Genomic DNA, 17,278 nt, shown 5'->3' on the forward strand with positions numbered 1-17,278 from the left:
TTCGACGCTGGCCGAGGGATCAGCCGAAGCGGCCGGTGATGTAATCCTGCGTACGGCTGTCGTTCGGGGTGGTGAACATCTTGTTGGTCTGGCCGACTTCGATGAGGTCGCCCAGATAGAAGAAGGCCGTCACATCCGCGCAGCGCGCCGCTTGCTGCATATTGTGCGTGACGATCACGATGGTGAAGTCTCGCTTCAATTCGTCGATCAATTCCTCGATCTTGGCGGTCGAGATCGGATCGAGCGCGGAGGTCGGCTCGTCCAGCAGGACGACTTCGGGCTTCACCGCGATGGTACGGGCGATGCACAGGCGCTGCTGCTGGCCGCCGGACATGCCTAGGGCTGAAGCGTGCAGGCGGTCCTTGACCTCGTTCCACAAGGCGGCCTTGGTCAGGCACCATTCGACACGCTGGTCCATCTCCGCCTTGGAGATGGATTCATGCAGCCGCACGCCGAAGGCGATGTTGTCGTAGATCGACATCGGGAAGGGCGTGGGCTTCTGGAACACCATGCCGATGCGGGCGCGCAGCACCGCCGGGTCGATCTCCTTGCCGATGACGTTCTGGCCGTCGAGCAGCACGCGGCCCTTGGCGGTCTGCCCCGGATAGAGGTCGTACATGCGGTTGAGCACGCGCAGCAGAGTCGACTTGCCGCAGCCGGAGGGACCGATCATGGCGGTGACCTGCCGGTCGATCATGTCGAGATTGATGGCCTTGAGCGCATGCTTCTCGCCATAATAGAAGTCGAGATTCTCGACCTTGAGCTTCACGGCGGCGGCTGGATCGGCGAGGGGGCGTTCGGCAACCGCGATGGAGGCTTGGGGGGTAGCGGACATGGGAGCACTCATTTCTTGGGAGCGAGCACGAAGCGGGTCAGGATATTGAGCGCCAACACGCCGGCGGTGATGAGGAGGGCGCCGCTCCAGGCCACCGAGACGGCCTTGGGATCGGGATAGGGCGCGAGCTGGTAGATGGCAGCCGGCAAGCTGGCAAAGGCATTGCCGAGATTGAGCGACCAGTTGGAATTGCCAAAGGCCGTGAGCAGCAGCGGTGCGGTCTCGCCGGCGGCGCGGGCCAGGGCCAGCAGGATGCCGGTAACGATACCGGTGCGAGCCGAGCGCCAGGTCACGAAGGTGATGACCTTCCACATCGGCGATCCCAGGGCAAAGGCGGCTTCACGCAGGCTGATCGGCACCAGCGCCAGCATGTCCTCGGTGGTGCGCACGACCACCGGCAGGATGATGATGGCCAGCGCCACCACACCGGCCCAGCCGGAGAACCCGCCTGTCGCCACCACGATCATCTGGTAGACGAACAGGCCGATCAGGATGGACGGCGCCGAGAGCAGGATGTCGTTGATGAAGCGCACCGCATCGGCGAATTTGCTGCCGCGGCCGGCCTCGGCCAGGAAGGTGCCGGCCATGATGCCGATCGGCGCACCGATCAGGAGGGCGAGCAGTACCATGACGAGAGAGCCGACGATGGCATTGCGCAGGCCGCCATCGGCCATGTCCTTGGTGAAGAGGTCCATGGTCAGCGAGGGCAGACCCTCGCGCAGCAGCGTGAACAGGATCCAGGCCAGCGCCAGCAGGGAGATCGCGGCAAAGCTGATCGAGACGACCTTGTAGGCATAGTCGAGGGCGCGGCGGCGGGCGAGACGGGCGCTGCTTTGGGCGAGATGGGCCATGATGCTCTCCCTTACTTGGCGTTGGTGCGCACGAGCATGCGGGAGATCGCAAGCACGATGAAGGAAATCACGAAGAGCACGAAGCCCAGCTCCAGCAGCGACTGGCTGCGCAGCGAGCCGGCCGGCGCGTCCGGGAATTCGTTGGCGATGGTGGAGGCGATGGTCGCGCCCGAGGAGAACAGCGAGGCCGATATTCGGTTGGCGTTGCCGATCACGAAGGTCACCGCCATCGTCTCGCCCAAAGCGCGGCCGAAGCCGAGCATGACGGCGCCGACCAGCGCCGTGCGGCCATAGGGCACCGAGACGTTGCGGAAGACTTCATAGGTGGTGGCACCGACGCCATAGGCCGATTCCTTCAGCATGGCGGGCACCGATTCGAGGATCTCGACGAACATCGCGGTGATGAAGGGAATGATCATCAGGGCCAGGATGATGCCGGCCGTGAGCATGCCGGCGCCGTTGGTGGGGCCCTTGAACAGATAGCCGAGCACCGGCACGTGCGAGAGGACGGAGATGATCGGCGGGTAGATCGTCTGGGCCAGGATCGGCGCCACGATCAGCGACCCCCACATGCCGAAGATGATCGACGGCACGGCCGCCAGGAGCTGGATGGCGATGCCGATCGGTCGCCGCACGCTCTGGGGCGCGATCTCCGTGAGGAAGAAGGCGATGCCGAAGGACATCGGCAAGGCAATGATCAAAGCGAGAATGCCGGTGAACAGCGTGCCGTAGATCATGACGCCGGCGCCGAATTTCTCGGTGACGGGGTTCCAGGCGGTGGACCAGTAGAAGCTCGGCCCGAAATGGGCCAGCGCCGGCCAGCCGCCATAGAAGAGCAGCACGACGATCGAGCAGAGCAGGATCAGCACGAGGGAGCCGCAGCCATAGAGGGCGGCCTTGAAGATGGGATCCAGGTTGGCGCCCGGAACCGTCTTGGCCCCGGGCGAGGGAGAACCCTGCGCGACCTTTGCGGCCGAGTTGGATGCGTCCAGCGAGGAGTCGGCTACGGCGCTCATGGCGATGTTCCAGCCTGTGATTCGATCAGGGACGACGACCCGGCGCAGAACTGCGCCGGGTCGGGGGTTCAGCTTATTCGTAGACGGCCTTGCCGTCGGCAGCCTTCACTTCGCTCTTCCAGGCGGTGCGAACGGTATCGATCACCTCCTTGGGCAGCGGGATGTAGTGCAGCTTCTCGGCCGTCGCGCCGCCATCCTTGTAGGCCCAGTCGAAGAACTTCATGACTTCGGCCGACTGCTTGGCGTCCTTGGGATCCTTCGGCAGCAGGATGAAAGTGGTGGAAACGATCGGCCAGGAGGTTTCTCCGCCGACGTCGATCATCGAGACGGCGAAGTCCTTGGCACCCTTCCAATCGGCCTTGGCGGCTGCGGCCTGGAACGCAGGAACGGTCGGCTTGACGACCTTGCCGTCCTTGTTCTGCAACTGCGTGGTGGTCAGGCTGTTGTTGGCGGCATAGACATATTCGACATAGCCGATGGCGCCTTGGGTGTTCTTCACGGCGCCGGCGACGCCGTCATTGCCCTTGGCACCCGAACCGGTCGACCACTGCACCGAGGTGGCGGCGCCGATATTGCTCTTCCAGTCGGGGCTCACGGCCGAAAGATAGGACGTGAAGACATAGGTCGTGCCCGAGCCGTCGGCGCGGTAGACCGGGGCGATGTCGAGATCGGGGAGCTTCACATCCTTGTTGAGCTCGGCGATCTTCGGATCGTTCCACTTGGTGATCTTGCCCTGGTAGATGTCGGCGATGATCGCGCCGGTCAGCGTGAGCTGATCGGCGGATACACCCTCGATGTTCACGATCGGCACGATGGCGCCGATGACGGTCGGGAACTGCAGCAGCTTGGCGGCGGTCAGCTTGTCGGTGGCCATCGGAGCATCGGAAGCGCCGAAATCGACAGTGCGGTTGGTGATCTGGGTCTGGCCGCCGCCCGAACCGATCGCCTGGTAGTTCAGCGCGGTGCCGGTCTTGGCTTTGAAATCGCTACCCCAGGCATTGTAGACCGGGGCGGGGAAGGTGCCACCGGCGCCGGTGATGTCGGCAGCGAAGGCGGCGGTCGCGGCGATCGTGCTGGACAGGGCTACCGAAGCGGCGAGCGCGAGGAAGGAAAGCTTCACGGTCTATCTCCGTTGTTCTCTGGACAGGCGCTACGATCGTTTACCGGTCGGCAACCCTGTCTACGGCGCGACTCCTAACAAGCCGGCAGCAACGGTTCTATGACAGTTAGGCTATCGTTTTATGACAAATAAAACCGTTATAATTCAATTGGTTGATGGTATTCTGTCAACCGCGTCGCAACGGTGGTGACGCGATTGTTAAAACCCGTCGAAACCCTATGACGATGGCTGCAGCCTCGATCGTCATGCCGGATTCGGGGATACCGGCCTGTCCTTGTTCGCGTGCCCGGCGATTTTCGAGGCCAAATCAAAGATTTGGTGAAAATCGCCGAAGGAGCCGGCAGTTCCTGAAAATGCCTCGCTGTGTCAGTCGATCTGGTCGATCCGGACCGAGAAAACCGTGCTTTCACCCGGTACGCTCTCAATGCCCAGGCGGCCGCGGTGGCGCGCCACGATGTGCTTGACGATGGCGAGCCCGAGGCCCGTGCCGCCCTTCTCGCGGGATTTCGCAGCATCCACCCGGTAGAAGCGTTCGGTGAGGCGCGGTACATGCTCCGCCTCGATGCCCGGGCCGTAATCGCGCACCGTCACCACCGCCTCGCGGCCCTTGCCCTGCGGCTTGGGTTGCGAATCGAGGGTAACCTCGACCTTGCCGCCGGACGCGCCATATTTGATGGCATTTTCCACCAGATTCTCGAAGACACGGATCAACTCGTCCCGCTCGCCCCGCACTTCCAGCATCGGGACGCGCTTGTCGACGCTGAGCGTGACGCTGCGGTCCTGGGCGAGGGGCCCGAGCGTATCGGCGACATGGCCGACCACCGCACCGAGCTCGACCGGCTTGTCGGGCTGGACATGGGCATTGAGCTCGATGCGCGAGAGCGACAGGAGATCGTCGATCAGCCGGGACATGCGATTGGCCTGGGACCGCATGATGTCGAGAAATTTTTCGCGTGCAGCCGCGTCGTTGCGGGCCGGTCCCTGCAGGGTTTCGACGAAGCCGAGCAGGGAGGCGAGTGGCGTGCGCAGTTCGTGGCTGGCATTGGCGACGAAATCGACCCGCATCTGTTCGACACGGTGGCGCTGGGTGACGTCGCGCAGCACGATCACCACGAAGGCCGTGCGGCCGTTCTCGCCGGCAATGGTGGAGATCTGCGCCTCGATGACGCGATCGATCGGTACGCGTTCGGAATATTCGATCTGCCGGCTGGCCCCGGTGTCGAGGGCCGAGCGGATGGCATCGATCAGTTCCGGCACGCGCAGTGCATAGGTCAGGGCTTCCGAAATGCGCAGATTCGGCACGATGTCGCGGGCGCGGCGGTTGAAATAACGAACGGCAAGCTCCGAATCGAGCACGATGACCGGATCCGGAATGGCCATCACCAGATCGTCGAAGGAAGGCTTGCCGCCACCCTTGGGAAGAGTGGGCTGGATGCTGCCGTCATGCCCGCCGGTTGAGGGAATGGTGCCCGTCGCGGCGACGATCATGGCGAAGATGAGCAATCCATGCCAGGGATTGGCGCCGTCCCACAGCACGAGAGCGGCCAGCAGAACCGCGATCGAGAGCACGAGCCAACGGCGACCCCAGATGCGGTTCAGGATGTTTCTGTTCGAACTCACCGGACCAGCTACACCGCTCCAGGCCAATTTCGTCAAGAGCCAGGAGCGTTCCATCACCATCGACATTGCGGCTTTCCATCCAAAGCGTTTTGCGATTTGACGGATTGGTCTCGAATCGCAAGGACGCGTCCAACCAGAGAGCCAGGGCAAAGGGCGTTTCTACCAGAATGCGCTTTGCTCCAGGCGTTGTGGAAATCGTTCATGCTGGCAATGTAGACAGAGCGATGACAGTTTCACGACGATCGCGCGGATTTGGAGAGGTTCCATGACAAAGAAGGCGGGCAAGCAGACGGATGAAGCGCTCAAGAAGGCGATTGCCGGGTTTCGTCTCGATGATCTCGACCTGCCTCCGGAGATCGACGAGGCAGCTTTCCGGTCGGGCAACTACCCGCACAAGGAAAAGCTGAAGTCCAAGACCTATGAACGGGATCTTCGCGCCTTGCAGATCGAGCTCCTCAAGGCGCAGACCTGGGTCAAGGAGCAGGGCGAGCGCGTGGTGGTGGTGTTCGAGGGGCGGGACACGGCCGGCAAGGGCGGTGCCATCCATCGCTTTACCCAGCATCTGAGTCCTCGAGATGCGCGCGTGGTCGCATTGTCGAAACCCACGCCCACCGAGCAGGGACAGTGGTATTTCCAGCGCTATGTCGGCCAATTGCCGACCAAGGGCGAGATCGCGATCTTCGACCGCTCCTGGTACAATCGCGGTGGCGTCGAGCCGGTGATGGGGTTCTGTACGCCGGAACAGACCGACAAGTTCCTGCACGAGGCGCCGCAATTCGAGGCGATGCTGGTGCGTGACGGCATCCGGCTGTTCAAGCTCTTCCTCACCATCGGCCAGGCCATGCAGCTCAAGCGCCTGCATGCGCGCTATGCGGACCCCCTCAAGCAGTGGAAGCTCTCGCCGATCGACCACCAGGCGGTGGGCAAATGGGACGACTATTCCCAGGCCTATGACCGCATGCTGGCGGCGACCGATACCGTCGACACGCCCTGGACCATCATCAAGGCCAATGACAAGCTGCGCACCCGCCTTGCCGCCATCCGCGCCGTGCTGACGGATCTGCCCTATCCCGACAAGGACGAGAAGCTGGTGGGTGGGCAAGACAGCAAGATCGTTCTGAGCGCGGAGCGTTTTCTCGCCAATGGCGGGGAGGTCTGAGACGCCTGCAACGCGGGTCCGCCGATGACCGGCTCTATCCTCGGATGCCGATCATCTCCACCTCGTGAGGGAGTGCAGGAGACCGGCACACCAATCCTGCCCGCTTGGGGAACCAGGCGCCCGCCCGCACGTTTTCATCGTGGCGGCCGGCCGATCGCGGTTTGGGCGAATGTCGTGCCATGACTTTGCCCGGTGCCCGACCCGTGCCGCCCCGTACAACGCGACGAGGGAGCGCAGCAATGCCACACACGACCGAACAGCGTATTCGAATGAAGGCCTACGAGATCTGGCTGCGCGAAGGCTGTCCGGAAGGCAGCGATCTTCGCCACTGGGAGATGGCCAAGAAGTTCATTGTCGGCGAGGAGGCAAAATCGACGCTGACCTCCCGTTTCTATGACGTGCACGAGCTGAATGAGAAGGGGGAGCCGGAGGAAAAGGCTGTCCCTGCTGTTGCCAAGCCCAAGACCCGCCAACATTGAGCCGTGTCGGCGGCTTGCCGGACATTCGCATTGTCCATCGCCTTTGGGCCTTGCTTCTCTAGCGGCTAGAGGAGTTAGGGTCCCTCCTGTGCCGCGGCATTGGAGTTGCGGCAGTGGCGAGGGGTTAGGATGGGACACGGGCACGCGCACGGGGCGGTCTCGCGCGGAGAGACGACCGCTGGCCGCCACAAGGGCAGTTTGCTGGCTGCCCTTGCCTTGACCGCGGCCTTCATGGTGGCCGAGGTGGTCGGTGGCTTGTGGACCGGCAGCCTCGCTTTGCTGGCGGATGCCGCGCATATGCTGACCGATGCCGGCGGCCTGGCCCTGGCCCTGATCGCCATCCGTTTCGCCGAACGGCCCGCCACGCCGCAGAAGACCTATGGCTATGTCCGGACGGAGGTCTTGTCGGCGCTGACCAATGCCGTCGTGCTGCTGCTGCTGACCGTCTACATTCTCTATGAGGCCTATGAGCGCTTCCGCAATCCGCCCGAGATCCTTGGCGGCCCGATGCTGGCCGTTGCCGCGACAGGGCTGGTGGTCAACCTGATCAGCATGAAGCTCCTGTCCGGCGGTTCCTCGGAGAGCATCAACGTCAAGGGTGCCTATTTCGAGGTGCTGTCGGACATGCTCGGCTCCCTCGGCGTCATCCTGGCCGCCCTCGTGGTGATGCTGACGGGCTGGACGCTGGTCGACCCCATCATCGGCGCGGGGATCGGCCTGTTCATCGTGCCACGCACCTGGATCCTGCTGAAGCAGGCGGTGCACATCCTGATGGAAGGCACGCCGCCCGAGGTCGATCTCGCGCTGCTCGAGAAGAAGCTGGCCGAAATTCCCGGCGTGGTCGCCGTGCATGATTTGCATGTGTGGACGATCACCTCGGGGCTCGATGCCATGAGCGGCCATCTGGTGCTGGCCGACATGGCGAGGGCGCGCGAGGTGCTGGCGGCGGCGCGTGAGCTGGTCGGGCATGAGTTCGGCATCGGCCATGTCACGATCCAGACCGAGGATCAGGCATTGCGTGAGGCCGAAGGCGAAACCAGGCTGTAACGGCTATCCGGATCCGGCAGGCTCAATCGACGGCCGCGCGCCGATGCAGCGAGAAGCCGGTTTCGCCTGGCGTCTCGAGCCCGGCCCGCAGCTGCATGGTCGGGATCAGATAGTCGCCGGCATTCTGGCGCCGGTAGGGGATGGGCGATGTCGATTGCAGCGTTCGCATCCTGTCGCGCAGGCGTTCGGCCAGGGGCTCGAAACCCGCTTCCTTGAGGCCATCGGCGCGATAGGCCACGAAGGGCGGCAGCACGTCATAGCCGGGATAATAGAGAATGCCGTGATGGATCGGGAACAGGAGGTCGTCGATCGGGCCATTGATGCCGCGCGGCGTGTAATGCTCTTCCCAGCCTCCGGCCGTCACGATCAGCATCGCGCGCTTGCCGGCCAGGCTTCCCTCGCCATACCGGTCCCCCCAGCGCTGCTCGCTGTGCTCACCCACGCCATAGGCGAAACCATAGGCGAAGACGCGGTCGACCCAGCCCTTGAGGATGGCCGGCATGGTGAACCACCAGAGGGGAAATTGCAGGATGAGGACATCGGCCCAGAGCAATTTCTCGATCTCGGCCTTGACGTCGTCGGTCAACGTGCCGGCCTCGAAGGCTTTCTTGGAGGCTTGCACCGGCATCAGCCTGGCTTCGGCTTCCTGAGCCGGAAAATCGGCCTGGTCGACCTCGGATTTCCAGTTGTCGGCATAGAGGTCGGAGAGGCGAACTTCGTGGCCCTGGGCCTCGAGTTCGGCGATGGCGACGTCGCGGAGCCTTCCGTTGAGCGAGCGGGGTTCGGGGTGTGCGAAGACGAGCAGGACTTTCATGGGTGTTTCCAGGAATGAGAAATCATTCCTCAAAGCTAGGGAAGGTTCCTATAATCCGCTACATCGAGAGAATGCATAATATTGTGCCGGATTATGGATAAATCAGACGTCACTCTGGAGCGCATGCGCAGCTTTGTCCGTGTCGCCGAGCGTGGAAACTTCTCGGCGGTCGCGCGCGAACTGAATATCGGCCAGTCCAGTGTCACGCGGCACCTGAGCGAGCTCGAGGATGCGCTGGGCGTGGCTCTTCTCAGCCGCACGACCCGGCGTGTCTCTCTCACCGAGGAGGGCAGCCGTTACTATGCCCATGCCGTCCAGATCCTGCGTCTCGTCGAGCAGGCCAGCGACGAGGCACGACAGGGGCATGGCGAGCATGCCGGCACGGTGCGCCTGTCCTGCACGGCGGCTCTCGGGGTTCGGCATATTGCCCGCCTGCTCTTCGCCTTCCAGGATCGTCATCCCGACATCAGGGTTGAATTCAGTCTCACGGACGAGCGAATCGATCTCGTCCGAGAAGGTGTCGACCTGGCGCTGCGGCTCGGACCGCTGAGCGAGAGTTCGATGAAGAGGCGGTCGCTGGGCCGAAGCCGGCGGGTCCTCGTGGCAGCGCCGGACTTTCTGGCCCGGCACGGCCGGCCCGAGACTCCGGAGGACCTGGCGGGCCTCGAGGGCATACGCATGTCGAACATCGCGGGCAGCGAGACGCTCGTTCTCGAGGGGCCGGACGGAAGCCGCCATGCCGTGCCCTTCGGCGGTCGCCTGCAGGTCGACCACGGACTTGCGGCGCGCGAAGCGTTTGCTGCCGGCCGCGGTTTCGGCCCGACCCATGTCTGGCTGGTCGACGATCTCCTGGAGCAAGGGCGGCTGGAGCCGATCCTGCCTGACTATGCGCCGCTGCCGACACCTTTGAACATGCTCATCGTGCCCGAACGCGCCGGCATTGCGCGTGTCAGGCTGTTGATCGAATTTCTCGTCGGCGCGATTGCCCGCCTGCCGGGCATCGATGCCAAGGCCCCCTGAGGGCTGTCGCCCTAACGCTATGGCCGTGCGCCTCAGCCGCACATCGTTCCGGTTCCTTGCGATGGCGAGATAATGCACCTCTGGGTTGCAGGTAATATCAAACCTGTCAAAAGAGGGATGGAGAGACGTTTGCCCGAGCCAATCGATTCGGGACGCGTTGCTGCATTGCCTTCACGCTGGGTGGGGTGAGCGCAGCCAGGCCTCCGAACCCATGAAGCGGCGCCCATGAATCTGGAAGAAAAGCGTCTTGCAGTTACGCGTAGGCTCGTCGGGGAGGTCGCCGACAAGCTTGGGGCGGATCTCAGCCTCGAATTGTGGAACGGCGAAGTTCTGCCGCTCGGACCTCATGCCAGAGACGATATCCGCTTCGTGTTGCGCTCGCCCGAGGCGATACGCCGGATGTTGACGCGCCCGAGGCTGATGACGCTGTTCGAGCTATACGCCGAACAGGAAGTCGATATCGTCGGCGGAAGTCCCCTCCAGGCAGCGGCACGCTGGAATCACAGCAAGGCACTCGCCACGGGGCGGTCATTCCCCAAAATGAAGTTGTTGGGGTTTGCCACGCCCTTCCTGTTCGGCCGCATGGCCAAGGCAGCCCCGCTGCCCAGCTTCGATGGCTCCGTCCCGATGCACTATGCCAAGGGGCGGGACGACAAGGAACTGATCCAGTTCCACTACGACGTCTCGAACGAGTTCTATCAATTGTTCCTCGATCCCGAGATGGTCTATTCAGCGGCCTATTTCCCCAGCCCGGAAGCCTCGCTCGAAGATGCGCAGCGGACCAAGCTCGACCGTATCTGCCAGAAGCTTCAGCTGAAACCCGGTGACCGATTGCTCGACATCGGTTGCGGCTGGGGCGGGCTGGTCTGCCACGCCGCCAGGCACTACGGCGTCACGGCCTATGGCGTGACGCTGGCGCAGCGCCAGCTGGAATTCTGCCAGGCGAAAATCGAACGGGAGGGGCTGGGAGACAAGGTCAAGGTGGAATTGCGCGATTATCGCAACATCGAGCCATCGGGGCAGTTCGATGCGGTCGCGCAGATCGAGATGTTCGAGCATGTGGGGCTGAAGAATCACGACCGCCATTTCATCCACATGCGTGACCTGATGACCCCCGACGGCCGCTATCTCCATCAGGCCAGCGTGCGGCGTGCCTTGTTCGACATGTCCAAGTTCGGCCGGGAAACGGCCTATATGAGGGTCATCCGTCGCTATATTTTCCCGGGGGGCGAGATGGACCATATCGGCATGACCGCGACCAATCTGGAGCGGCATGGCTTCGAAATCCACGACATCGAGCCGATGCGCATGCATTTTTACCTGACCCTCAAGCGCTGGGTCGACAATCTCTGGGCGAACCGGGAGAGGGCCAGCGCCATGGTCGGCTGGGAACGCACGAGGCTATGGCTGCTCTATTTGTCGATGTGCTGCATCAGTTTCCAGCGCGGCGGTATCAATGTGTTCCAGACCGTGGCAACCCGGCGCATTCATGGTCCATCGATCCTGCCCCTGCGAAGAGCGGAGTGGTTTCAGGAAGTCTGAATGTCCGCTGTCTATCGTAAATGCATCGGCCTGCGAGACATGAAGGCATGGGACTCGGTTCAGGGACCAGGTCCCATGCCGCAGGGCGCTGTTGCATCGTCGTCTTTGCCAAAAACCGGTGCCCGCCTTTTGGCACGACGCCCTATAGTCTGAAGATGCGCTTGGGCAGCAATTCGCCGCTATCGAGTTCGGCGAGGGCGACCAGCGTGCCGCCGGACATCACCGCTGCCACGCCTTCAAAGACCGGCGCGTCGCGTCCGCGCAGGATCACGCCCTGGCCGCGGGCGAGGCGGCCGGCGTCGTGCTGGGAAACCACCAGGGTCGGCAAGGCCTCGAGGGCAGTTTCGACCGGCAGCAAGGCTTCCGCCAGTGGCGGCAGATCGGTGGCACCTTCCTTCATGGCGCGCAGTTCGTCCGGCGTCACCGCGTCCTGCTCGTCGAAGGTGCCGACCACTGCCCGGCGCAGGGCGGTGACATGGCCGTAGCAGCCGAGATCCCGGCCCATGTCGCGGGCGAGTGCCCGGACATAGGTGCCCTTGCCGCACTCCGCCTCGAAGGTGGTGGCCTCGCGGGAGTATTCCACGATGCGCAGGGCGTGCACCTCGATGTTGCGGGCCTCGAGCTCGACCTCCTCGCCGTCACGCGCCAGGTCATAGGCGCGCTCGCCATCGATCTTGATGGCGGAAAAACGCGGAGGGACCTGGCTGATCACGCCGGTATAGCGCGGTAGCAGAGCCTCGACCTCGGCCCTTTCGGGCCTGGCGTCGGAGGTTGCCACCGGGCCGCCCTCGGTGTCATCGGTATTGGTCTCCACGCCCCAGGCCACGGTGAAGCGATAGACCTTGCGGCCGTCCATGACATAGGGGACCGTCTTGGTCGCTTCGCCCAGCGCGATGGGCAGGATGCCGGAGGCCAGGGGATCCAGCGTGCCGGCATGGCCCGCCTTCTTGGCATTGAACACGCGCTTGACCACCGAGACGCCCTGGGTCGAGGTCATGCCGACGGGCTTGTCGAGGATGATCCAGCCATTGACCTCGACACGGGTAGAACGGGGAGCGCTCATTCCTCGTCCTCCTCCTGGCCCGGCAGCTTTTGCTCGAGATCGCGGCTGACGTCCGGCTGGCGCAGGAGCGTATCGACCTTGGAGGCGTAGTCGAAGGTCGTATCGATGAGGAAGCGGAAATTGGGGGCGTATTTCATGGTCACCCGGCGGGCGATCAGGCCGCGCAGATATTTGGCATGGGAGGCTAGCGCCTTGATCACGGCCTCGCCATCCCCGCCGCCCAGCGGCATCACATAGACGGTTGCGACCTTGAGATCGGGCGACATCCTGACTTCCGGCACGGTGATGACCTTGCCTTCGAGCACGGGATCCATGATCTCGCCGCGTTGCAGGATATCGGCGATGGCGTGGCGGATCAGTTCCGCGACACGCAATTGCCGCTGCGACGGGGCTTTGGAAGAGGAGGGGGTAAGACGGGGCATGGTGTTCTTCTGGGAGCGCGGACATCCTGTCCGCTCTTTTCTTTTCATGGGCTGGAGCGCTGTCCGAAACAAGAGCGGACAGGATGTCCGCGCTCCATAAAACAGCAATGGCCGGGCTTGCACCCGGCCATTGCGCGACTTTCTGCCGAGACCGATCAGAGCGTACGCTTGATTTCCTCGACGCGATAGCACTCGATGACGTCGCCCGAGCGCATGTCCTGGTAGTTCTCGAAGGCCATGCCGCATTCCTGGCCGACCTGGACTTCCTTGACCTCGTCCTTGAAGCGCTTGAGCGTGGACAGCTTGCCTTCGTGGATGACGACGTTGTCGCGGATGAGGCGGACATTGGCACCACGCTCGACATGGCCGTCGGTAACGCGGCAGCCGGCGACCTTGCCAACCTTCGAAATGTTGAACACTTCGAGGATCTGGGCGTTGCCGAGGAATTCCTCGCGCAGGGTCGGTGCCAGCAGGCCGGAGAGCACGCCCTTCACGTCATCCACGAGGTTGTAGATGATGTTGTAGTAGCGGATCTCGGTACCGGTACGCTCGGCCGCCTCGCGGGCTTCCTTATGCGCACGCACGTTGAAGCCGATGACGGCAGCGCCCGAGGCCTCGGCCAAGGTGATGTCCGACTCGGTGATGCCGCCGACACCCGAATGGATGACACGTGCCTTCACTTCGTCATTGCCCACCTTGTCGAGGGCACCGATGATGGCTTCCACCGAACCCTGCACGTCGGCCTTGACGACCAGCGGCAATTCGCGGGCACCGGTGCCGGCCTTGACGGCCGCCATCATGTCGGCGAGCGAGCCACGGCCGGTCGACAGGCGCACGGCGGCGTTCTCGCGCTTCTGGCGCTCGCGATATTCGGTGATCTCGCGGGCACGAGCCTCGTTCTCGACCACCGCGACGCGGTCACCCGCTTCCGGCGTGCCGTTGAAGCCGAGCACCTCGACCGGCACCGACGGGCCGGCGGCCGGCATGGTGGCGCCGATATCGCTGACCAGGGCGCGCACGCGGCCCCATTCGGCGCCGGCGACGACGATGTCGCCGACCTTGAGCGTGCCGCGCTGGACCAGCACGGTCGCCACCGGACCCCGGCCGCGATCGAGCTTGGCTTCGATCACGGTGCCTTCGGCCGCACGATCGGGATTGGCCTGCAGGTTGAGGATCTCGGCCTGCAGCTGGATGGCTTCCAGCAGCTTGTCGAGATTGGTGCGCTGCTTGGCGGAAACCTCGACTTCGAGGGTCTCGCCGCCCATGCTTTCGACCTGGACGTTGTGCTGGAGAAGCTCGGTGCGCACGCGCTCAGGCTTGGCATCGGGCTTGTCGATCTTGTTGACCGCCACGATCATCGGCACCTTGGCGGCAGCCGCGTGATTGATGGCTTCCACCGTCTGCGGCATGACGCCGTCATCGGCTGCCACCACCAGCACCACGATATCCGTCACCTTGGCGCCGCGGGCGCGCATGGCGGTGAAGGCGGCGTGGCCGGGCGTGTCGATGAAGGTCACCTTGCCGCCGAGCGGCGACGTCACCTGATAGGCGCCGATATGCTGGGTGATGCCGCCGGCTTCGCCGGAGACGACATTGGCCGAGCGGATGGCATCCAGCAGCGAGGTCTTGCCGTGGTCGACATGGCCCATGATGGTCACGACCGGCGGGCGCGGCTCCAGGTGATCGTCGATGTCGGCCTCGTCGAACAGGCCTTCCTCGACGTCCGCTTCCGAGACGCGCTTGGCGGTGTGGCCAAGCTCTTCAACGATCAGCTGCGCCGTATCCGCGTCGATGACGTCGTTGATCTTCTTCATTTCGCCCTGCTTCATCAGCAGGCGAATGACGTCGACCGCGCGTTCCGACATGCGGTTGGCGAGTTCCTGAATGGTGATCGCTTCCGGAATCACCACCTCGCGCATGATCTTTTCCTTGGCCTCGACATGGCGATGGCCGGTCATGCGCTGGGTGCGGCGGCGGAAGGAGGCGACGGAGCGCGTACGCTCGTCCTCGTCCCCGGTCGCACTGGTGACGGTCAGGCGGCCGCGGCCCTTCTGTTCGGTCGTGCGCGGGGTTGCCTCGCGACGCGGCGCGGCGGCATTGCCACGCCCGGCGCCGCTGGGGCCGCGACGAACGCCACGGTTGCCGTCATCGTCATCCGCAACGGCGCGAGCACGAACCGGTCCACCGACATTGCGGCCGGCGGGCGGCGTGATGGCCGGCTCCGAAGGGGTGAAGGCCGTGGCGCCGCGATTGGCACCGAAGCCGCCGGGACGGCGGTCACCGAAGCCGCCACCGCCTTCGCGCGGCGGACCACGACGTTCACCGAAACCGGTGCCGCCCTCGCGCGGCGGACCACGGCGTTCGCCGAAGCCACCACCCTCACGCGGCGGACCACGGCGCTCGCCAAAGCCCGAACCGCCTTCACGCGGCGGACCGCGGCGTTCACCGGCCGGCCCTGCGCCGCCTTCACGGGGACGCCTGTCACCGAAGCCGGAACCGCCTTCGCGCGGCGGGCGCCGGTCACCGAAACGATCGCCGGAGCCTTCGCGCCGGTCGCCATAGCCGCTCGGCCGGGCCGGTGCGGCTCCTTCGCGGGGCGCAGGTGTGGCTTCGCCAAGATGGCGTCGTGCCTCGGCCTCGCCATGACGGCGGGTTTCTTCCTCGCGGCGATGACGCTCTTCTTCTTCGCGCTTGCGGATTTCGGCGGCCTTGCGCTCTTCCTCACGGCGAGCTTCCTCGGCCGCGCGGCGCACCGCTTCCTCGGCCGCGCGCTTACGCTCCTCGGCTTCGCGGACACGGGCTTCTGCCAGCACGCGGGTGCGGGCATCCATTTCCTCGCTGGAGAGCGTGCGCAGAACCATGCCGGCACCCGGACGGTTCGGACGCTGCCCCTGGGGGCGGCCTCCCATCGGCTGTCCGGGCCGTCCACCCTGCTGGGGCCCACCGGAACGTCCCGGGGCGGGAGCGGCCGGACGCGATGCCGGGGGAGCGGCAGCGGCGGGAGCCGCGGGGCGAGGAGCCGCCGGGGGCGCTGCAGCCGGAGCCTGAGCCGCGGGACGCGGGGCCGGTGCTTCTGCCTGCGGGGTCGGAGCCGGAGCGGCAGCCACCGGAGCGGCAGGCTTCTCGACAGCGGCCGGCGCGGGCTGAACCGGCGCGGGCGTCGGGGCCTTGGGCGCTTCCACGGGCGGCGGTGCGGGCGCCGGCTCGGCAGCGCGCGGAGGCGGAGCCGGCTGGGGCACTGCCGCCGCCGGAGGTGCGGCCGGCCGCGGAGGTTGCGCGATGGGGGCGGCCTGGCGCGGGGGCGGCGCGGCAGGCGGCGGCGCGGCAGGCGGTGTAACGGGGCCTGACGGACGGCGCTTCACCGTCTCGACGACGACAGTCTTCGAGCGGCCATGCGAAAAGCTCTGGCGAACCGTATCCGGCGCGCTCGAGGGCCGCTTCAGTGTCAGCGTCTTGGTGGGCGGAACAGTCAGCGTATCGCCCGGGTTTTTCGTATCAGTCATTCCGTGCCAAATCCTGCGGGTCGCCCCGTTTCATTCGAAAGTTCAGCTGACGTCGTCGCCGTCTTGCGACGGGGCGGCATCTTGCGTTGAGGGTTCGTCGTCCGCCTGCAGCGGGGCTTCGGAGGATGGATGTGGTTCAGCCGAAGCCAGTCCGCCATCCTGCCAGAAAGCAAGCGCTGCAACGCGATCCAGGAATCCGGTAACCGCCGGGCCCGCGCAGAGCGCAGCATGTATCACATTTGTCCGCCCTAATGCCAAATCCAAATGGGCAGAATCGAAAATCGTAATGAAGTTTGGTGCATTTTTATCCCAATAGGCCCGTTTGACGGCTTGTGCAAGCTTGCGGCCACCGTCTTCGGCACCGTCACGCGCTTGAATCACGGCCACGAGGCGGCGTGAAACACGTTCGGAGTCGATGGCATCCATCACTTTGGCGAAGCCGGAGAGTACGAGTCCGGCCTTGTTGGCAAAGCTGAGCATGTCGAGGGCCGCCTTGCGCAGGAGCCGCTCGATGACATCGGGTAGATCGGTCGGCACCTCGACCGGGCGTTTGAGCAGGCGGGCGAAGGCCCGCTTGCGCATGGCTTCCTCGACGCTGGCACGGTTGGCGGTGACCCAGACGCCGCGTCCGGGCAGGACGCGCTTGAGATCCGGGGTCAGGGTGCCGTCGGGCGCTGCGACGAGGCGTATCAGCGTATCGACAGGACGCACGAGGCGCGTGGCCGCACACAGGCGCTCGCGCGCCCGGCGATCATCGTCATCCTCGATGCGTTCTGTCAGCACTATG

At 64.6% G+C, this 17,278-nt stretch carries 15 protein-coding genes; 5 read left to right on the plus strand and 10 right to left on the minus strand.

The features are described 5' to 3' along the window. Positions 1-19 precede the first annotated feature (19 nt). From pstB to ACIGJE_RS08140, 5 genes are all read right to left on the minus strand, one after another. Positions 20-847 (minus strand): phosphate ABC transporter ATP-binding protein PstB, encoded by an 828-nt coding sequence (gene pstB, locus ACIGJE_RS08120; protein WP_311944223.1) that lies wholly within the window; start codon positions 845-847, stop codon positions 20-22. Further along, the gene (gene pstA, locus ACIGJE_RS08125; protein ID WP_311944224.1) at positions 844-1,686 is read right to left on the minus strand and encodes a phosphate ABC transporter permease PstA; all 843 of its coding nucleotides are present in this window, start codon (positions 1,684-1,686) and stop codon (positions 844-846) included. The genes pstB and pstA overlap by 4 nt, the downstream gene beginning before the upstream one ends. 11 nt (positions 1,687-1,697) lie before the next feature. Then, on the minus strand, positions 1,698-2,702 hold the full coding sequence (gene pstC / locus ACIGJE_RS08130) for a phosphate ABC transporter permease subunit PstC (RefSeq protein WP_311944225.1): 1,005 nt from the start codon (positions 2,700-2,702) through the stop codon (positions 1,698-1,700). A gap of 73 nt (positions 2,703-2,775) precedes the next feature. Then, positions 2,776-3,822: a phosphate ABC transporter substrate-binding protein PstS gene (gene pstS / locus ACIGJE_RS08135; protein WP_311944226.1), complete on the minus strand. Its 1,047-nt coding sequence runs from the start codon at positions 3,820-3,822 to the stop codon at positions 2,776-2,778. A gap of 366 nt (positions 3,823-4,188) precedes the next feature. Continuing rightward, positions 4,189-5,508 (minus strand): ATP-binding protein, encoded by a 1,320-nt coding sequence (locus ACIGJE_RS08140; RefSeq protein WP_415086959.1) that lies wholly within the window; start codon positions 5,506-5,508, stop codon positions 4,189-4,191. 199 nt (positions 5,509-5,707) lie between these two features. Between ACIGJE_RS08140 and ppk2 the strand changes: the two genes are divergently transcribed. The 3 genes from ppk2 (at position 5,708) to ACIGJE_RS08155 (ending at position 8,127) form a co-directional block, all read left to right on the plus strand. Further along, a complete protein-coding gene (gene ppk2 / locus ACIGJE_RS08145) occupies positions 5,708-6,601 on the plus strand; it encodes a polyphosphate kinase 2 (protein WP_367625303.1) in 894 nt (297 codons plus the stop codon). A gap of 239 nt (positions 6,602-6,840) precedes the next feature. Continuing rightward, entirely contained in the window at positions 6,841-7,080 is a 240-nt protein-coding gene (locus ACIGJE_RS08150; protein WP_415086961.1) for a DUF2934 domain-containing protein, read from the plus strand. Positions 7,081-7,209: 129 nt separating this feature from the next. Beyond that, complete coding sequence (locus ACIGJE_RS08155; RefSeq protein ID WP_415086963.1) at positions 7,210-8,127, plus strand: cation diffusion facilitator family transporter; 918 nt, start codon at positions 7,210-7,212, stop codon at positions 8,125-8,127. A gap of 22 nt (positions 8,128-8,149) precedes the next feature. Here the strand turns inward: ACIGJE_RS08155 and ACIGJE_RS08160 are convergent, their stop codons facing one another. Beyond that, the gene (locus ACIGJE_RS08160; RefSeq protein ID WP_415086965.1) at positions 8,150-8,941 is read right to left on the minus strand and encodes an NAD(P)H-dependent oxidoreductase; all 792 of its coding nucleotides are present in this window, start codon (positions 8,939-8,941) and stop codon (positions 8,150-8,152) included. Positions 8,942-9,034: 93 nt separating this feature from the next. Between ACIGJE_RS08160 and ACIGJE_RS08165 the strand changes: the two genes are divergently transcribed. Then, positions 9,035-9,961, plus strand: a complete 927-nt coding sequence (locus ACIGJE_RS08165; protein ID WP_415086967.1) for a LysR family transcriptional regulator — start codon at positions 9,035-9,037, stop codon at positions 9,959-9,961. A 225-nt stretch (positions 9,962-10,186) separates the two neighbouring features. Further along, on the plus strand, positions 10,187-11,503 hold the full coding sequence (locus tag ACIGJE_RS08170; protein WP_394313824.1) for a class I SAM-dependent methyltransferase: 1,317 nt from the start codon (positions 10,187-10,189) through the stop codon (positions 11,501-11,503). Positions 11,504-11,645: 142 nt separating this feature from the next. On the opposite strand, the gene truB is transcribed toward ACIGJE_RS08170, so the two are convergent. The 4 genes from truB to ACIGJE_RS08190 form a co-directional block, all read right to left on the minus strand. After that, positions 11,646-12,566, minus strand: a complete 921-nt coding sequence (gene truB, locus ACIGJE_RS08175) for a tRNA pseudouridine(55) synthase TruB (RefSeq protein WP_394313827.1) — start codon at positions 12,564-12,566, stop codon at positions 11,646-11,648. Further along, the gene (gene rbfA, locus ACIGJE_RS08180) at positions 12,563-12,988 is read right to left on the minus strand and encodes a 30S ribosome-binding factor RbfA (protein ID WP_311944238.1); all 426 of its coding nucleotides are present in this window, start codon (positions 12,986-12,988) and stop codon (positions 12,563-12,565) included. Before rbfA ends, truB begins: the two co-directional genes overlap by 4 nt. Positions 12,989-13,143: 155 nt before the next feature. Beyond that, on the minus strand, positions 13,144-16,491 hold the full coding sequence (gene infB, locus ACIGJE_RS08185; protein ID WP_483679768.1) for a translation initiation factor IF-2: 3,348 nt from the start codon (positions 16,489-16,491) through the stop codon (positions 13,144-13,146). 42 nt (positions 16,492-16,533) lie between these two features. Then, positions 16,534-17,274 (minus strand): RNA-binding protein, encoded by a 741-nt coding sequence (locus tag ACIGJE_RS08190; protein ID WP_367625298.1) that lies wholly within the window; start codon positions 17,272-17,274, stop codon positions 16,534-16,536. Positions 17,275-17,278 lie beyond the last annotated feature (4 nt).

This window comes from Labrys sp. E2SS-1L, assembly GCF_057073705.1.

Coding starts and splice junctions, on each gene's coding strand:
- pstA (WP_311944224.1), bottom strand. CDS start 1,686: ATGGCCCATCTCGCCCAAAGCAGCGCCCGTCTCGCCCGCCGCCGCGCC.
- rbfA (WP_311944238.1), bottom strand. CDS start 12,988: ATGCCCCGTCTTACCCCCTCCTCTTCCAAAGCCCCGTCGCAGCGGCAA.
- ppk2 (WP_367625303.1), top strand. CDS start 5,708: ATGACAAAGAAGGCGGGCAAGCAGACGGATGAAGCGCTCAAGAAGGCG.
- pstB (WP_311944223.1), bottom strand. CDS start 847: ATGAGTGCTCCCATGTCCGCTACCCCCCAAGCCTCCATCGCGGTTGCC.
- pstC (WP_311944225.1), bottom strand. CDS start 2,702: ATGAGCGCCGTAGCCGACTCCTCGCTGGACGCATCCAACTCGGCCGCA.
- truB (WP_394313827.1), bottom strand. CDS start 12,566: ATGAGCGCTCCCCGTTCTACCCGTGTCGAGGTCAATGGCTGGATCATC.
- ACIGJE_RS08160 (WP_415086965.1), bottom strand. CDS start 8,941: ATGAAAGTCCTGCTCGTCTTCGCACACCCCGAACCCCGCTCGCTCAAC.
- infB (WP_483679768.1), bottom strand. CDS start 16,491: ATGACTGATACGAAAAACCCGGGCGATACGCTGACTGTTCCGCCCACC.
- ACIGJE_RS08140 (WP_415086959.1), bottom strand. CDS start 5,508: ATGTCGATGGTGATGGAACGCTCCTGGCTCTTGACGAAATTGGCCTGG.
- ACIGJE_RS08155 (WP_415086963.1), top strand. CDS start 7,210: ATGGGACACGGGCACGCGCACGGGGCGGTCTCGCGCGGAGAGACGACC.
- ACIGJE_RS08165 (WP_415086967.1), top strand. CDS start 9,035: ATGGATAAATCAGACGTCACTCTGGAGCGCATGCGCAGCTTTGTCCGT.
- ACIGJE_RS08170 (WP_394313824.1), top strand. CDS start 10,187: ATGAATCTGGAAGAAAAGCGTCTTGCAGTTACGCGTAGGCTCGTCGGG.
- ACIGJE_RS08150 (WP_415086961.1), top strand. CDS start 6,841: ATGCCACACACGACCGAACAGCGTATTCGAATGAAGGCCTACGAGATC.